Origin of the sequence: Acrocarpospora catenulata (assembly GCF_018476525.1) — a bacterium.
Classification (GTDB): domain Bacteria; phylum Actinomycetota; class Actinomycetes; order Streptosporangiales; family Streptosporangiaceae; genus Acrocarpospora; species Acrocarpospora catenulata.
On sequence record NZ_JAHCST010000020.1, the window covers coordinates 81,113 to 95,898 of the forward strand.

Genomic DNA, 14,786 nt, shown 5'->3' on the forward strand with positions numbered 1-14,786 from the left:
CGGGATCGCCTGATGGACCTGGGGCGGACTTGGCGCGGCGATCGGCGGAGCGTCGGCACGGTGACCAGGCTGGCCGGGGCTGTGAGGTGGACCGGGAACTCCAGCGGCGTGGATCGCAGTGAAGCCCAAGCGTGTCCTACGGGCTGATTGGTTCGGTGGCGGCTAGGGCGGCGCCGACGATGCCGGCCTCGTTGAGGAGGGTGGCGGGGACGATTGGGGCGCGGGTTTTGAGGTGGGGGAGGAATTTGTCGGATTTTTTGCTGGCGCCGCCGCCGATGATGATCAAGTTGGGGGAGAGGAGGCGTTCCATGTGGGTGAGGTATTCCTGGACGCGTTCCGACCAGTCTGACCAGGAGAGGTTCTTGTGTTCGCGGACGATCTCGGAGGCGCGGCGTTCGGCTTCCTTGCCGCGGATTTCGAGATGGCCGAACTCGGTGTTGGGGACCAGTTTGCCGCCGGTGAAGAGGGCACTGCCGATACCGGTGCCGAAAGTGAGCATGAGGATGACGCCGTCGTGGCCTTTACCGGCACCGAAGGTCGTCTCGGCGATACCGGCGGCGTCGGCGTCGTTGAGAAGGTGGGCCTCCTTGCCGAAGACCGCCGCGCCTTCGAGGCCGACCCAGGAACGGTCCACATTGGCGGCGGTACGAATCTCGCCGTCCACGATCACGCCGGGAAAGGTGATACCCACCCTACGAGTCCACCCGAAGTGATCGATGATCTGCTGCACTACGCCCGCGACCGCGTCGGGTGTGGCGGGCTGGGGGGTCGGGATGCGACACCGCTCCGCGACCAGTTTCCCGGTCCTCGTCTCCACCGGGGCCCCTTTGATACCCGTGCCACCGATGTCAATGCCGAGTACTTTCATGAAACAAATCCCTACCCCCGCCCGAGCCGGTCACTCGTCACCCTCCGGCGGCAGCAGCGCTACCTGGTACGGATCCCGATAGGCAACCCGAGACTCCACAGGATTCTTGATCCGCACTACCCGCACGATATGCCCCGCTTCGCGAAGTTCGGCAAGATACGCCAGGCCGTACTCCCGCCACCCGAGTTCGGTGAACCAGAACCGCACCCGAGGGTTGCTGAGCGGTGGGAGCGGTAGCCCGTCCAGTGACTTGCTGGGCCCGCCTCCCGCCCACGCGCCACCCATCCGGGTACCCGAGGGCCGACCGAAGGAATCACCGGAATCATCGGAGCTGTATTCCACATAGCCGCGAACACTGTCGGCCAGGATCCGGTAAAGCATGCTGCGAGCATCCCCCATGGTGCGCCGCGTAGCCAGTGGGCCCAGAAGCCAACCCCGCACTTGTGTGCCCTGTTGCCAGTGAGCCCTGAAACCTTCTATGTTTCAGGGCTATGAACGGCGCCTTACACGGCGTCGCGCGGCGGTCGGGGACGCAGTGAACGGTGCCGGCAGACCGGGATTCCCCCGTGCCTGCTCCCGAGCGAGACGAGAGCCATGGGTTTCAAGCGTGACACCATCCGGGTCAAAGCCTTCTCCCTGCTCGTCGTCCCGCTGCTCTCGCTGACCGCGATCTGGGCCTACACGGCGATCAGTTCGATCGGCGAGGCCGCCACCCTGCGTGGCATCTCCGAACGCTACAGCTCCTACCTCGGCCCGGTGGAGGACCTCAACGACAGCCTCCGCACCGAACGCCGATTATCGGTCGTCACCCTCCACTACGACCTCAAGGGCAAGAACAACGAGGACGCGCACGCCAAGCTGACCGCCCAGCGCACCACGACCGACCAGGCCCTGGACGCCTTCCGCCGCGCCACCGCCCAGCAGGACCAGGCGAGCCTGCCCCCGCAGACCACTGAGCTGGTCACCCGCCTGGACAGCCTCCCCGCGGTCCGCCGCTCCATCGACACCGGCACCAGCAGCGAACTGACCGCGCTGCGCGTCTACAGCGACCTGGTGGACGAGATCTACAGCTTCCTGGCCGGCCTGGCCAGGAACGACGGCATGTCGCTTGAGCAGTACTCCCGGATCCGCTCGCTCGGCTCCCTGGAACTGGCGGTGGACCTGCTGGCCCGCGAGCAGAGCCTGATCCGCGACGCGGTCGCCAAGAAGGACCTCTCCCCCGCCACCCACGCCCTGTTCTCCGAACTGGCCACCAGCCGCAAGTTCCTGCTCAGCAACGCCCACAGCGACCTGAGCCCCCAGTTGCGCACCGCCCTGGACGGCATCCTCACCCTCCCCGTCTACAGCGCGGTGGTGGCCGGCGAGGACCGCATCGTGGCCTTCGTCCCCACGCCGGGCGAGCTCCCGTACGAGCTGGAGCAGTGGCTGAAGGACGGTGACGCGGTGAGCGCCGCCGCCGGGCGGGTGATCGACGCGGAGATGGCCGGGGCACTGGCCGACGCCGACGAGCGGATCACCGCGGTGATCGCCCGGACCGCTCTGATCACCAGCCTCGGCCTGGTCGCCGTGGTCGTCTCGATCCTGATCTCGATCAGGTTCGGCCGCCGCCTGGTCCACGAGCTCAACGATCTGCAGGAGTCGGCGGTGGGCATCGCCAAGGTGCGCCTGCCCGACCTGGTACGGCGGCTGCGCGGCGGCGAGGTGGTGGACCCGGCCGAGGAGACGCCCAAGCTGACCCAGGGTCGTACCTCCGAGGTGCGGCAGGTGTCGGAGGCGTTCGACTCGGTGCTCACCGAGGCGGTGCGGGCCTCGGTCGGCCAGGCCGAGCTGCGGCGGAGCGTCGGCCAGGTGTTCCTGAACCTGGCCAGGCGGAGCCAGTCGCTGCTGCACCGCCAGCTCAGCCTGCTGGAGGTGATGGAGCACCGGGCCGAGGATCCGGAGACGCTGGAGGACCTGTTCCGGCTGGACCACCTGTCCACCCGCATGCGCCGCCACGCGGAGAACCTGATCATCTTGTCCGGCGCGGCGCCCAGCCGCCGCTGGCGGGAGCCGGTGCCCGTCTTCGACCTGGTCCGCGGCGCGGTCACCGAGGTGGAGGACTACACCCGGGTCACCGTGCACGAGATGCGGAACGCGCCGACCGTCTCCGGCGCGGCCGTCACCGACCTGATGCACCTGGTGGCCGAGCTGATCGAGAACGCCACGGTGTTCTCCCCGCCCGGCACCCGGGTGTTCGTACGGGGCGACATCGCCGCCAACGGGTACGCGCTGGAGATCGAGGACCGGGGCCTCGGCCTGGACGCGGCCAAGCTGGAGACGCTGAACCGCCGGCTGGTCGAGCCGCCCGAGTTCGACCTGGCCGACAGCGAGCGGCTGGGCCTGTTCGTGGTGGCCCGGCTGGCCGCCAGGCACGGTGTCAAGGTGGTGCTCCGCCCGTCCCCGTACGACGGGGTGACCGCGATCGTGATGATCCCCCCGACGCTGCTGCACACCCCGGAGGAGCACCCGCTGCCCCGCCCCCAGCCCCGGCACAGCGTCGCTCCCCCGGTGACCCCGCCCGTACGGCCGCTCCCGGCACCGCCCGTCGCGGAGCCCACCGAGGACGACGACATCGACGACATGGAAGGGCTGCCGCTGCGGGTGCCGCAGACCCACCTGGCGGCGCCGCTGCGCGCCACCGGAACCCGGGGACAGCTAGCCCAGGCCACCCAAACAGCCGAAGAGCCGATAAATCAGGACATAGACGTGCGTGCGGCTGAGCGGCGGGCCGGTCTGATGACCGCCATGCAGCGCGGCTGGGAGCGCGGGCGCAGGGAAACCGGTCAGGCCGACCTGTTCGGCGGACGAAAGGACAGGACGGATGGCTGAACTCGCCAAGGAACTCGACTGGCTGCTCGACGACCTGATCCGGCGCACGCCCGGGGTACGGCACGCGGTCGTGCTCTCCTCCGACGGCCTGGCCATGGGCGGGTCCCAGGGCCTGGACCGGGAGGACACCGAGCACCTGGCGGCGATCGCGGCCGGCAGCCACAGCCTGGCCCAAGGCGCGGGACGCCGGTTCGGCGTGGGGGGAGTCCGGCAGACCATCATCGAACTGGAGGGGGCCTTCCTGTTCATCACCGCCGCCGGCGATGGCGCCAGGCTGGCCGTCATGACCGGCCCGGAGGCCGACCTCGGGGTGGTCACCTACGAGCTGACCATGCTGGTGAAGAGGGTCGGTGAACATCTGAGCACGCGACCAAGGGCCGCCAGTGGCCAGGTCTATGGGCACTGACGAGGATCCGGGCCCACTGGTCCGCATGTACGCGGTGACCGGCGGGCGGGCCCGGCCGATCGGGGAGTCGTTCGACGTCGTCGCCGTGGTGACGACACTCGGCATGCCGCAGGTGTCGGTGGGCCTGTCGCCGGAGCACATGACGGTGCTCCGGTTGTGCGCGCGGCCGACCACGGTGGCCGACATCGGCGTGTACCTGCGCCTGCCGCTGAACATCACCCGGGTGCTCCTGAGCGACCTGCGGCGGGAGGGGCTCGTCTCGATCGATCGCCCGGCGGCCTCCGCCGGTTCCATGAACGAGCGGATCTATCAGGAAGTGCTCAATGGACTACGCACGCTCTGAGACCCTGGCCATCAAGATCCTGGTCGCGGGCGGCTTCGGGGTGGGCAAGACCACCCTGGTCTCCTCGGTGAGTGAGATCCAGCCCCTGCACACCGAGGAACTGCTCAGCGACCGGGGCACGGGCGTGGACGACACCAGCCTGGTGGAGGGCAAGGCCACCACCACGGTGGCGCTGGACTTCGGCCGGATCACGCTGCGCGAGGGCCTGTGGATCTACCTGTTCGGTACGCCGGGGCAGGACCGGTTCTGGTTCATGTGGGACGAGCTCTCCATCGGCGCGCTGGGCGCGGTGGTGATCGCCGACACCCGGCGGCTGGGCGAGGCGTTCCCCGCGGTGGACTACTTCGAGCAGCGGGACATCCCGTTCGTGGTCGCGGTCAACTGCTTCGACGGGGCCCGGCGGCACAACCCTGCGGTGGTGCGCAAGGCGCTGGCGCTGCCGCCACACGTGCCGGTGCTGCTGTCGGACGCGCGGGAGCGGGAATCGGTGAAGGAGGTCCTGGTCACCCTGATGCAGCACGCGCGCACCCACGTGCCCGCCGTCACCGCGTCGTAGACAGGTCCCAGACCAGGATGCGCTCCCCGTTTCCGCCCCGGAGCAGGAGGGTGTGCCCGTTCACGTAGGCCAGTTCGAACGCCGCCCACAGACCCGCGGTGATCGCCGGGCCGATCTGGTGGCCGTCCTCCAGGTTCCAGATCCGGATCGTCCGGTCCCGCGCGGCGGTGACCGCGATCGGGAGGGCGCCGAGGACGCCGTACCGGATCATGAAGATCCGGCCGGTGTGGCCGGTCAGCGGGGGCGTGATCTCGTGGCCGGTGCGCAGGTCCCAGACGTGGCCGGCGTTCTCCGTCGCGGTGAGCACGGCCGTGGTGCAGCGCACTCGCCCGAGGTCGGGATCGGCCTCGCCGGCGTGCACATCGGGGATGGCGCCCAGACGCCGGCCGCTGTACAGGTCCCAGATCCTGATCCGCCGCCGTATGTCGATCATGACGGGTCCGCCGTCGAGGTCGGTGAGCCTGGCCCGGCTGACCGGCTGCTGACCGGTGATCGGGATACGCGCGCCGATCGGCTTGCCGGTGGCCAGGTCGTGGAGGCGGAGCCCGCCGGACTCCTCGGTGATGAGCGCCGGGCGGCCGTCGAACTCCACGGGCCTGGTGGAACCGGGTTCCGACCGGACATGGACCAACGTGCCGTCGTCGTCGAACTGCCAGAACCCGAACCCGAACCCCCCTGTCGGCATCTGGATCAAAGGGGGGCCGTGCGGGACGCTGATCGGGAATTTGTCGCCGGGCGGGCTGGTCAGCGCTGGCCCGATCCGGCTCCGGGTGGCCAGGTCCCAGAGCAGGACCCGGCCGTCCCAGCTGCTGGAGGCCAGCACCGGGCGGCCGTTCAGTTCGCCGGTCCCCAGCGCGGCCACCTGGTCCTGATGGCCCACCGGCTCGGTGGCCGCCATGGCCTTCCCGGTGGTCAGATCCCACAGCCGCAGCGTGTTGTCGCCGCCGCCGGTCAGCGCGACCGGACGGCCGTCCAGCGTGGTCGTGGCCAGGGCCGTCCGGTCGTACACGTTGCGGTGGCCGTAGGCCTCCGGCCCGAAGGTCGGGGGGTTGCCGGGAAGCGTCCTGATCTGGGTCCTGGTCGCCGGGTCCCAGATGGTCACGCTTCCGTCGGGCGCGTAGTCGGTGCCCAGGTCCCATCGGTTCTCGCCGTTGTTGACGGTGAGCAGGACCGTTCTGCCGCCCACGGTGGCCTTGGCCACGGCGGAGAAAGCGCCCTCGATGGTGTCGATCTTCTCGCCCGTGGCCAGGTCCCAGAAGCGCACGTAGTCGGGGCCCGGATCCATCTCGTCGCCGCCGTTGTCGTTGACGACCGCGGTGAGCCTGCCGCCGAGCGTGACGAGGACCAGGGCGTGGACGGTGTTGTCCTCACCGAGGTAGATGTCCGGGCCGACCTCGCGCCCGGTGGCCACGTCCGTCACGCGCAACTCGTCCCCGGCGGTGACCCTGACCCGGCGGCCGTTCAGCAGTCCGGTCGGGGCCAACGGTTCGGGCACGACCAGCGGCTGTCCGTCGAACTCGCCTGAGACGATCGTCTTGGCGCGCACCGGTTCGCCGATCGGGGTCAGCTTCGGCAGGGACCACACCCGCATGGTGCCCTCCGCGCCGGTGCTGACCGCGACCTGGCGGTCGCCCAGCCGTCCGAACGCGACGGCGGTGACGTTGGTGTGCTCGTCGCCGCCCAGGGTCTCGGGCGGGCCGAACGCCGTCGGGGCCGGCGCGGCGGTGGGCGGGCAGAGCCGCGACGGGTACGGCCAGGGCGAGGCCGGAGCCCCGGCCGAGGTCGCCACCCCGGCCGAGGCCCGTGGAACGACGCCGGCAAGCAGCAGACTGCCGGCGATCACCCATCTCCGGAGGTTCCCCACAGTGGTGGGATTCCGGATTGCCGCTGTTTGTTCGCTCCGTGATCCGATCGTGTCCAGACGCTAGCTGTAGACGCCGAACTCCCAGAGCGAGTACCCGTACGCGGTGCCGCGCTGGGTCATGTTCACCCGGACGTATCTGGCCGACACGTTCAGGTCGATGCCGTCGAAGCCGCCGTCACCCGTGGTGGTCGTGTAGACGTTGGTCCACGTGGTGCCGTTGGCCGAGGTCTGGATCTGGTACGCCTTGCCGTAGGCGGCCTCCCAGGCGAGTTGCACGTGCCGGATGGCCGTGGTCGCGCCCAGGTCCACCTGGATCCACTGCGGGTCGGCCCACTCGCTGGCCCACCGGGAGGTGTAGCTGCCGTCGGTGGCCCGGTTCGGGTTGAACGGGCCGCCGTCGCCGGTGGCCTGGAAGGTCGACGCGGTGGTGGTCTTGCCGATGGCCACGTTGGTGCCCGGGACCACCGGGGGTGTCACCCGGAAGGACTTCTGCTCGATGCCGACGTTGCCCTGGCCGTCGTAGGCGTAGACGTACACCTTCCAGACGCCCATCTGCTGCGGCGCGGTCACCGAGAAGCGGCCGGGTCCTGTCTGGGTGAAGCGCACGTGGTCGAAGCCGCGGTTCCCGTTGATGTGCTTGTTGCTGTACATCAGGTTGTAGCGGATCAGGTCGCCGTTGGGGTCGGAGGCGTTGACCTCGACGGTGAACTGCGAGCCCGCCGGGACGGCGGTGGGCGTGCTCACCGTCATGGAGGTGATCTCGGGCGGGGTGTTGGCCGAGGGCGTGCCCGAGTAGGCCTGCTTCAGCGCGTGGTAGCCGTGCCGCCGCCAGCCGCCGGTGAGGGTGTTCAGCCAGACCCCGCCGAAGTCGTTCTCCAGGCCGTAGTGGAACTCGGTGGCCCCGAGCGCGACCCCGGTGTGCCCGTGGATGGCGTTCCAGCTCGCCGTGTACATGGCCCGCTTCTGCAGGTCGGTCGGCTCGGTGGGCACGCCGTTGACGTCGTTGGGCACCTCCCACTCGCCGTCGGGCCCGGCCTCGGTGACGATGTACGGCTTGGTGTAGCCGCCGTTGATCCAGTCGGTGCGGACGGTGTTGATGGCGCCGTAGGAGTTGACGGCCAGCAGGTCCAGCGCCGGGGAGTGCGCCTTGTAGTAGGTCCAGGCGTAGGTGTAGGCGTCGGTGGAGGTGACCGGGTGGTTGGGGTCGGCCGCGTGGATGGCCACCGCCAGCTCGTTGACGAACTTGGCGTACGCCACCCGCCGGGCCTCCACCTCGGCGGCCGGGAGCCCGAAGTCCTGCATGGTGAGGATGACCTCGTTGCCGACGTCCCACATCAGCACGCCCTGCCGGTTCTTCAGGGCGTTCACCCGGGCCACGATCTCGTTCTTCACCGCCGTCTTGTACGCGGTGTCGTTGACGTAGTCGGCGCCCTGGTTGAGCCAGTGGCCGACGATCACCTTGACGCCCTGCTGGGCGGCCTTGTCGAGCAGGGTCGGGGTGTTGGCGTCGTCCACGCCCCAGGTGCGGATGGTGTTGACGCCCATGTTCTTCAGGTCACGCAGGTAGCCGTCGGCGGCGGCCTGGGGCGGCCCGTAGGTGAGGCCCTTGACCTCGTACGGGGAACCGTTGACGGTCAGCTGCCAGTTGCCCTGGGTGCCGGTGACCCGGACCACGCTCGGGCCCGCCGGAGTGGCGGGGTCGGTCATCGCGGGGGGAACCGTGCCGGTCTGGCGGGCGACCTGGACCCAGTCGACGCTGAGCACGCCGCCGGAGGTGGTGTCCGGGGTGGGGGTGGTGGTGCCGGCCAGGGCGTTGGGGAGGGAGCCGCCGATGGCCAGGTCGAAGCGGAGGTAGAAGCCGTGCTGCACGGCGGCCTGCCAGGCGGCCACGCCGACCTGGCTCTCCCGGACCACCCAGGTCTGGCGGCCGTCCAGGTAGAACCGGATCTCCTCGTCGGTCTTGGTGCGGTCGATGATCTGGGTGTACTCGTGGTAGCCGGTCTGGCAGCCCTCGCAGCCGGCGAAGCCGCTGGTGCGGCCGTTGTACTCGTTGCAGACGCCGTCGGGGGCGGTGCCGCAGTGGAGGGTGTTGGCGAGCTGGCTGCGGCCGTTGACGTTGGTCATGATGTCGGTCTCGCCGACGCTCGGCCAGTTGGTGTAGTTGCCGCGGTAGGCGGCGCCGGTGGCGCGGAAGCCGGGCCAGTAGCCGAGGGCGTTCGCGACGTCGGGCTGCTTGAGGCGGGCGGTGAAACGGAGCATTTCGCCGGGCTGGGGGGCGAAGTCGGTGCGCTGGGTCTCGATACGGCCGGAGGTCCAGTTGCCGGCGCCGTCCTTGATGGCCTTGATGGCGAGCAGGCCGGTGCCGTCGAGGTAGACGTTGGCGGTGGAGGCGCTCATGGTCTCGACCTCGCCGGTGCCCCAGTTGGCGGCGCCGCCGGGGTAGGCGGTGCCGGTGCGGAGGAGCCAGTTGGCGGCGCTGGGGGAGGTTCCGGCGGTGCCGGTGAAGTCGTCACGCCAGACTTCGGTCCAGTTGCCGGGGTCCGGGCTGGGGCTCGGGCTGGGACTGGGGCTCGGGCTGGGGGTCGATCCGGTGTAGACCGCGAACTCCCAGAGGGAGTAGCCCCATCCGGTGTTCCGCGCCGTCCCGTACATCCGGATATAGCGCCCGCTGCCGGAAATATCGAGGGATTGCACGCCGCCGGTGCCGGTCGTCGTGGAGTAGATGTCCGTCCAGGTGGTGGCGTTGGGCGAGGTCTGGATCTTGAAGGCGGTGGCGTACGCGCCCTCCCAGGTCAGGACGACCTTGCAGATCTGCTGGGTGCTGCCCAGTTCCACCTGGAGCCACTGCGGGTCGCTGTACGCGCTGGACCAGCGGGTGCCGGCGTTGCCGTCCACGGCGGCGGAGGCGGGGGTGCCCGCGTTCTCCAGGGAGGAGGCGGTGGCGGTCTTGCCCTGGGCCACGTTGGTCGTGCCGCAGGCGGCCGGGCTCGGGGAGGGGCTGGGCGAACCGAAGGTGCCGTAGACCTGGAACTCGAAGAGCGAGTAGCCGTACCCGGTGCCGCGGGCGGTGCCGTACATGCGGATGTACCGGCCGGAGCCGGTCACGTTGAGGGTCTGGGTGCCGCCGGGGCCGTTGGTCACGGTGGCGATGTCGGTCCAGGTGGTGCCGTTGGGCGAGGTCTGGATCTTGAAGTCCTTGCCGTAGGCGGTCTCCCAGGTGAGCACGACCTGGGAGACGGTGGCGGTCTGGCCCAGGTCGACCTGGAGCCACTGCGGGTCGGCGGGCAGGCTGGCCCACCGGGTGGTGGTGAGATTGCCGTCAACGGCGGCGGAGGCGGGGAACGCGGCGCCCTCGGTGGAGGAGGCCGTCGCCGTCCTGCCCTGGGACAGCAGGGTGTCCGCCGCCAGGGCGGGCGTGATGAGCGCCAGGCCGGTCGCGACCAGGGCGACCAGGGTGGCGACGATCAGGCCTAACCGGAACCGGCCTGGATGTGGGGACGGGTGCACAGGCTCTCTCCTCGGAACGGGGGCACCGGCCGGGTGCCACCGGCCGGGGAACTGGAGGGAGAGCGCTCTCCACACCGAGAGCGTGGCGCTGTGGAACGTGGCTTGTCAAGGCTCAAATTTTTTGGCGTGAAATATTCCCCTCACCTCCGCGAAACATGATTTATCGGGCGGGCCCTCCAGCGGAGAGCGGCCGCGCCGGGGCATTGACACAGGTAGCCGGGGCCACCGACCCTGAAGCCTGATGGAGAGCGCTCTCCAAATCGACAGTTCCCAACCGATCGAGCGAGAGGACCTGGACGTGACCGACGAGGAACTCGACCAGCTGGTGGAGAAGCTGGACCTGGCACAGAAGGTCCGGCTGCTCGCCGGCGCGTCGGTGTGGCGCACCCACGCCGAGCCCGCCATCGGCCTGCGCGCCATGGTGATGTCCGACGGCCCGATCGGGGTACGCGGCGAGGGCTGGGACGAACGGGTCACCGCGCTCACCCTGCCCTCCCCCACCGCCCTGGCGGCCACCTGGGACGACGAGCTGGTGTACCGGCTGGGGGCGCTGCTGGCGGGCGAGGCCCGGCGGAAGGGCGTGGACGTGGTGCTCGCGCCCGCGCTCAACCTGCACCGGTCGGCGCTCGCCGGGCGGCACTTCGAGTGCTACTCGGAGGATCCCGTGCTCACCGGGCGGATCGGCGCCGCCCTCATCCGGGGCGTGCAGTCGGGCGGGGTCGCCGCGACCGCCAAACACTTCGCCGCCAACGACTCAGAGACCGACCGGATGACGGTCGACGTGCTGGCCGACGAGGCGACCCTGCACGAGCTCTACCTCGCGCCCTTCGAGGCCGCCGTGGACGCCGGGGTCTGGGTCGTCATGTCCGCGTACAACGCGGTGAACGGCACCACGATGTCGGAGAGTCCCCTGCTCACCGACCCGCTGAAGAGCCGCTGGGGCTTCGACGGGCTGGTCGTCTCCGACTGGGGCGGCGTGCGCTCCACCGTCCCGGCCGCCCGCGCCGCCCAGGACCTCGCCATGCCGGGCCCCAGCCCGTTCTGGGGCGAGGAGGACCTGGTGTCGGCCGTCGAATCCGGCGAGGTCCCGGAATCCGCCATCGACGACAAGATCCGCCGCCTGCTCCGCCTCGCCTCCCGCGTGGGCGCCCTCCACCCGGCCGCCTCCCCAGCCCCCCACCCTGCCGCCCGCCCTGCGTCGACCGCTGGCGACACCCCGCGGGACCTGCTCCGGCAGACGGTCGCGGCCAGTTGCGTACTGCTGCGGAACGAGGGCGGGGTCCTGCCGCTCGATCCCGGCGCCCTTCGCCGGATCGCGGTGATCGGCCGCAGCGCCGCCGTCCCCCGCATCCAGGGCGGCGGCAGCGCGGGCGTCTTCCCCCGTGCCACGGTCTCCCCGCTGGACGGCATCCGCACCGCCCTGGCCGGGCTCGCCGAGGTCGCGTACGCCCCCGGCGTGTCGATCACCGACCTGCCGACCCCCCTGGACACCGCGAACGCCCGCAACCCCCGAACCGGCGAACCGGGGCTCCTGGTCCGCGTCCTGGACGCCCACGGCGCCGAACTCCACGCCGAACACCGCCTGACCGGCCGCCTGCTGGAACCCACCCTCACCGACTCGGCCGCGTACGTCGAGGTCAGCGCCCTGCTCCAGCCACACGTTCCCGGCGAGTGGCGACTGGCGATGGCCGGCTGGGGCCACCTCCACCTGGCGGCCGACGGCCGTACGCTGCTCGACGAGGAGATCCCCAAGCACACCGACGATCCCGCCACCGTCCACCTGCACCCGCCCTACCGCCGCGCCATCCTCCCCCTCACCACCGACCACGAGATCGAACTCGTGGCCCGCCGCCGCCTGGACCACGACACCGGCCGCGCCACCGTCCTGGCCGCCGACCCGCCCCGCCCGGACGACGACCACGAACTGGCCGCCGCCGCTCACCTGGCCGCCACCTGCGACGCCGCCATCGTCGTCATCGGCACCACCGAGGAAATCGAAGCCGAGGGCCGCGACCGCACCTGTCTCACCCTCCCCGGCCGCCAGAACGACCTGGTCACCGCGATCACCGCCGCCAACCCCCGCACCATCGTGGTGGTCAACTCCGGCGGCCCCATAGCCATGCCCTGGCACACCCAGCCGCCCGCCCTCCTCCTGACCTGGTTCCCCGGCCAGGAGGCCGGCCACGGCCTGGCCGACGTCCTGTTCGGCGTCCACGAACCCGGCGGCCGCCTCCCCACCACCTGGAACGATTCACCCATCACCACAACCACCCCCCAAAACGGCACCCTCCCCTACCGCGAGGGCCTGAACATCGGCTACCGCGCCTGGCACCACCGCCCCGACACCCCCACCTACTGGTTCGGCCACGGCCTCGGCTACACGACCTGGTCCTACGAGTCGCTCGTGATCGACGACTCACGGGTGGCCCGGGTCCGGGTCCGCAACACCGGGGCGCGGGCCGGCGGGGAGACCGTCCAGGTCTACCTGTCCCGGCCGGAGAGCGCGGTTCGCCGCCCGGCGATCTGGCTGGCCGGCTACGCGCGCGCCAAGGCCGCGCCCGGCGAGACTGCCGAGGTCGTGATCCCGTTGCCGGAACGGGCGTTCCAGCACTGGTCCGCCGACCATCGGGCCTGGTGCCGGGAGCCGGGGACGTTCGCCGTGCACGCCGGACCGTCCGCCGACGTGCTCCCGCTCCACTCCCAGGTGGAGAGCGCTCTCCATTCCTGACCGCACCGGGCAGCGGATTTCACCCGTGTGAACTGCCGGTTTCCGTTCGATAGAAGAGGATCCCTTGACAGCCGTGGAGAGGTGGGTCCACTCTCCTTGGAGAGCGCTCTCCATCCTCGTGGCTGTTCGGCCACGGCACCCCCATGCGTAAGGAGAGGCTGTGTATTCATCCAGAAGTCCAGGTCGGTGGCGGTTAGGGCTGGTCGTGGCCAGTGTGGTGGCTCTGGTGGCCGCCGGGCTGGCGATGATCGGGACGGCCGCCGCGGCGGATGCGCTGCTGTCCGAGGGACGGCCGGCCACCGCGTCCAGCACGGAGGGCGCGGGGTACGCCGCCGGGGCCGCGTTCGACGGGAACAACGGCACGCGGTGGGCCAGCGCGTTCAGCGATCCGCAGTGGATCCAGGTGGATCTGGGCGCGACCGCGACCATCTCCCAGGTCATCCTCAACTGGGAGGGGGCGTACGGTAAGAGCTTCAAGATCCAGACCTCGGCCAACGCCGGCACCTGGACCGACATCTACTCCACCACCACGGGCACCGGCGGGGTGCAGACCCTCAACGTGACCGGCTCGGGGCGTTACGTCCGCATGTACGGGACCGTACGCGGCACCGGCTACGGCTACTCGCTCTGGGAGTTCAAGGTGTACGGGACCGGCGGCTCGGGCTCGACCCCCGTACCGAGCCCGACCTTCACCGACGAGGTGACCCACCACGAGTTCCAGGCCAACTGCTCCTTCACCCAGAACCGGCCGGACGACCCGATCGTCTACCCGGGCCTGCCGGGCGCCTCGCACATGCACACCTTCGTCGGCAACACCACGACCAACGCCAACAGCACCGCCGCGTCCCTGCTGGCGGGGAGCACCTCGTGCACCAACCCCCACGACCGGTCGGCGTACTGGTTCCCCAGCTTCTACAAGGGGAACGACCTGATCCAGCCCACCGGCAACCAGGTGATCTACTACAAGTCGGGGATCCTGGAGTACTGGCGGGTGCGGTCCTTCCCGCAGGGGCTGCGGTTCGTGGTGGGCAGCCCGACGGCCACGCTGGCGGAGTTCCGGGACTCGCCCGGCGCCGTCGAAGGGTTCGAGTGCGGCGACATCTCCAAGCAGTGGGACATTCCCACGAACTGCCCGGCGGGCAGCCAGGTCAACGTGCGGTACCAGGCACCGAGCTGCTGGGACGGCGTGAACCTGGACAGCGCCAACCACAAGAGCCACATGGCCTACCCGGTGGGCGGCTACTGCCCCGCGACGCATCCGGTGCCGGTGCCGATGCTGGAGTTCAAGATCGCCTTCCCGGCGAGCGGCGACCTGTCGCAGGCCCGGCTGTCCAGCGGACGCGGGTACACCTGGCACTACGACTTCTTCAACGCGTGGGACAACACGGCGATCCTGCAGGCGCTGGTGACCCACTGCATCAACGGCGGCCTGCAGTGCGACCCGCGCGGGTACGACCAGTACAAACCGCACCGCGGCGCGGCCCTGACCCCCAATTTCGAACTCCCCTGACCCAACCCCTTCCGCTCGGGTGACCTGACACCCGAGCGCACAACCCGGACCCGGCCCCCGGCGCGGCCAGGCCGGGTTGTGCATTTTTCCGCCATAAATCGAGATATAAATCTCGGCCACGAGTCAGCCATAACAA

At 70.2% G+C, this 14,786-nt stretch carries 10 protein-coding genes; 6 read left to right on the top strand and 4 right to left on the bottom strand.

Annotated elements, in window-relative coordinates; genetic code table 11:
• Window positions 1–136 precede the first annotated feature (136 nt).
• Window positions 137–868: a polyphosphate--glucose phosphotransferase gene (gene ppgK / locus KIP79_RS21885; RefSeq protein WP_214106751.1), complete on the bottom strand. Its 732-nt coding sequence runs from the start codon at window positions 866–868 to the stop codon at window positions 137–139.
• Between the two features lie 30 nt (window positions 869–898).
• The gene (locus KIP79_RS21890) at window positions 899–1,249 is read right to left on the bottom strand and encodes a hypothetical protein (RefSeq protein WP_214106752.1); all 351 of its coding nucleotides are present in this window, start codon (window positions 1,247–1,249) and stop codon (window positions 899–901) included.
• A 213-nt stretch (window positions 1,250–1,462) separates the two neighbouring features.
• Here KIP79_RS21890 and KIP79_RS21895 point away from each other — a divergent pair, with 213 nt between their 5' ends.
• Genes KIP79_RS21895 through KIP79_RS21910 form a run of 4 tightly spaced genes read left to right on the top strand, consistent with a single transcriptional unit; the run spans window position 1,463 to window position 5,041 of the window.
• Window positions 1,463–3,736: a sensor histidine kinase gene (locus KIP79_RS21895; protein WP_214106753.1), complete on the top strand. Its 2,274-nt coding sequence runs from the start codon at window positions 1,463–1,465 to the stop codon at window positions 3,734–3,736.
• Window positions 3,729–4,142: a roadblock/LC7 domain-containing protein gene (locus KIP79_RS21900; protein ID WP_214106754.1), complete on the top strand. Its 414-nt coding sequence runs from the start codon at window positions 3,729–3,731 to the stop codon at window positions 4,140–4,142. The genes KIP79_RS21895 and KIP79_RS21900 overlap by 8 nt, the downstream gene beginning before the upstream one ends.
• Entirely contained in the window at window positions 4,132–4,485 is a 354-nt protein-coding gene (locus KIP79_RS21905; RefSeq protein WP_214106755.1) for a DUF742 domain-containing protein, read from the top strand. Before KIP79_RS21900 ends, KIP79_RS21905 begins: the two co-directional genes overlap by 11 nt.
• Entirely contained in the window at window positions 4,466–5,041 is a 576-nt protein-coding gene (locus KIP79_RS21910) for a GTP-binding protein (protein ID WP_214106756.1), read from the top strand. The genes KIP79_RS21905 and KIP79_RS21910 overlap by 20 nt, the downstream gene beginning before the upstream one ends.
• On the opposite strand, the gene KIP79_RS21915 is transcribed toward KIP79_RS21910, so the two are convergent.
• The gene (locus KIP79_RS21915; RefSeq protein ID WP_214106757.1) at window positions 5,028–6,884 is read right to left on the bottom strand and encodes a WD40 repeat domain-containing protein; all 1,857 of its coding nucleotides are present in this window, start codon (window positions 6,882–6,884) and stop codon (window positions 5,028–5,030) included. The two genes, KIP79_RS21910 and KIP79_RS21915, sit on opposite strands and share 14 nt — an antisense overlap.
• Before the next feature lie 81 nt (window positions 6,885–6,965).
• Window positions 6,966–10,412: a discoidin domain-containing protein gene (locus tag KIP79_RS48990; protein WP_214106758.1), complete on the bottom strand. Its 3,447-nt coding sequence runs from the start codon at window positions 10,410–10,412 to the stop codon at window positions 6,966–6,968.
• 241 nt (window positions 10,413–10,653) lie between these two features.
• Here KIP79_RS48990 and KIP79_RS21925 point away from each other — a divergent pair, with 241 nt between their 5' ends.
• Together KIP79_RS21925 and KIP79_RS21930 are read left to right on the top strand one after the other, a co-directional pair.
• Entirely contained in the window at window positions 10,654–13,140 is a 2,487-nt protein-coding gene (locus KIP79_RS21925; RefSeq protein ID WP_250213604.1) for a glycoside hydrolase family 3 C-terminal domain-containing protein, read from the top strand.
• A 205-nt stretch (window positions 13,141–13,345) separates the two neighbouring features.
• Window positions 13,346–14,650, top strand: coding sequence for a DUF1996 domain-containing protein (locus KIP79_RS21930; RefSeq protein ID WP_308169832.1), 1,305 nt, complete (start codon window positions 13,346–13,348; stop codon window positions 14,648–14,650).
• The last annotated feature ends 136 nt before the right edge of the window (window positions 14,651–14,786 follow it).

What these genes read in the sequence shown, in the direction of transcription:
- ppgK (WP_214106751.1), bottom strand. Translation starts at nt 868, where the DNA reads ATGAAAGTACTCGGCATTGACATCGGTGGCACGGGTATCAAAGGGGCC.
- KIP79_RS21890 (WP_214106752.1), bottom strand. Translation starts at nt 1,249, where the DNA reads ATGCTTTACCGGATCCTGGCCGACAGTGTTCGCGGCTATGTGGAATAC.
- KIP79_RS21895 (WP_214106753.1), top strand. Translation starts at nt 1,463, where the DNA reads ATGGGTTTCAAGCGTGACACCATCCGGGTCAAAGCCTTCTCCCTGCTC.
- KIP79_RS21900 (WP_214106754.1), top strand. Translation starts at nt 3,729, where the DNA reads ATGGCTGAACTCGCCAAGGAACTCGACTGGCTGCTCGACGACCTGATC.
- KIP79_RS21905 (WP_214106755.1), top strand. Translation starts at nt 4,132, where the DNA reads ATGGGCACTGACGAGGATCCGGGCCCACTGGTCCGCATGTACGCGGTG.
- KIP79_RS21910 (WP_214106756.1), top strand. Translation starts at nt 4,466, where the DNA reads ATGGACTACGCACGCTCTGAGACCCTGGCCATCAAGATCCTGGTCGCG.
- KIP79_RS21925 (WP_250213604.1), top strand. Translation starts at nt 10,654, where the DNA reads ATGGAGAGCGCTCTCCAAATCGACAGTTCCCAACCGATCGAGCGAGAG.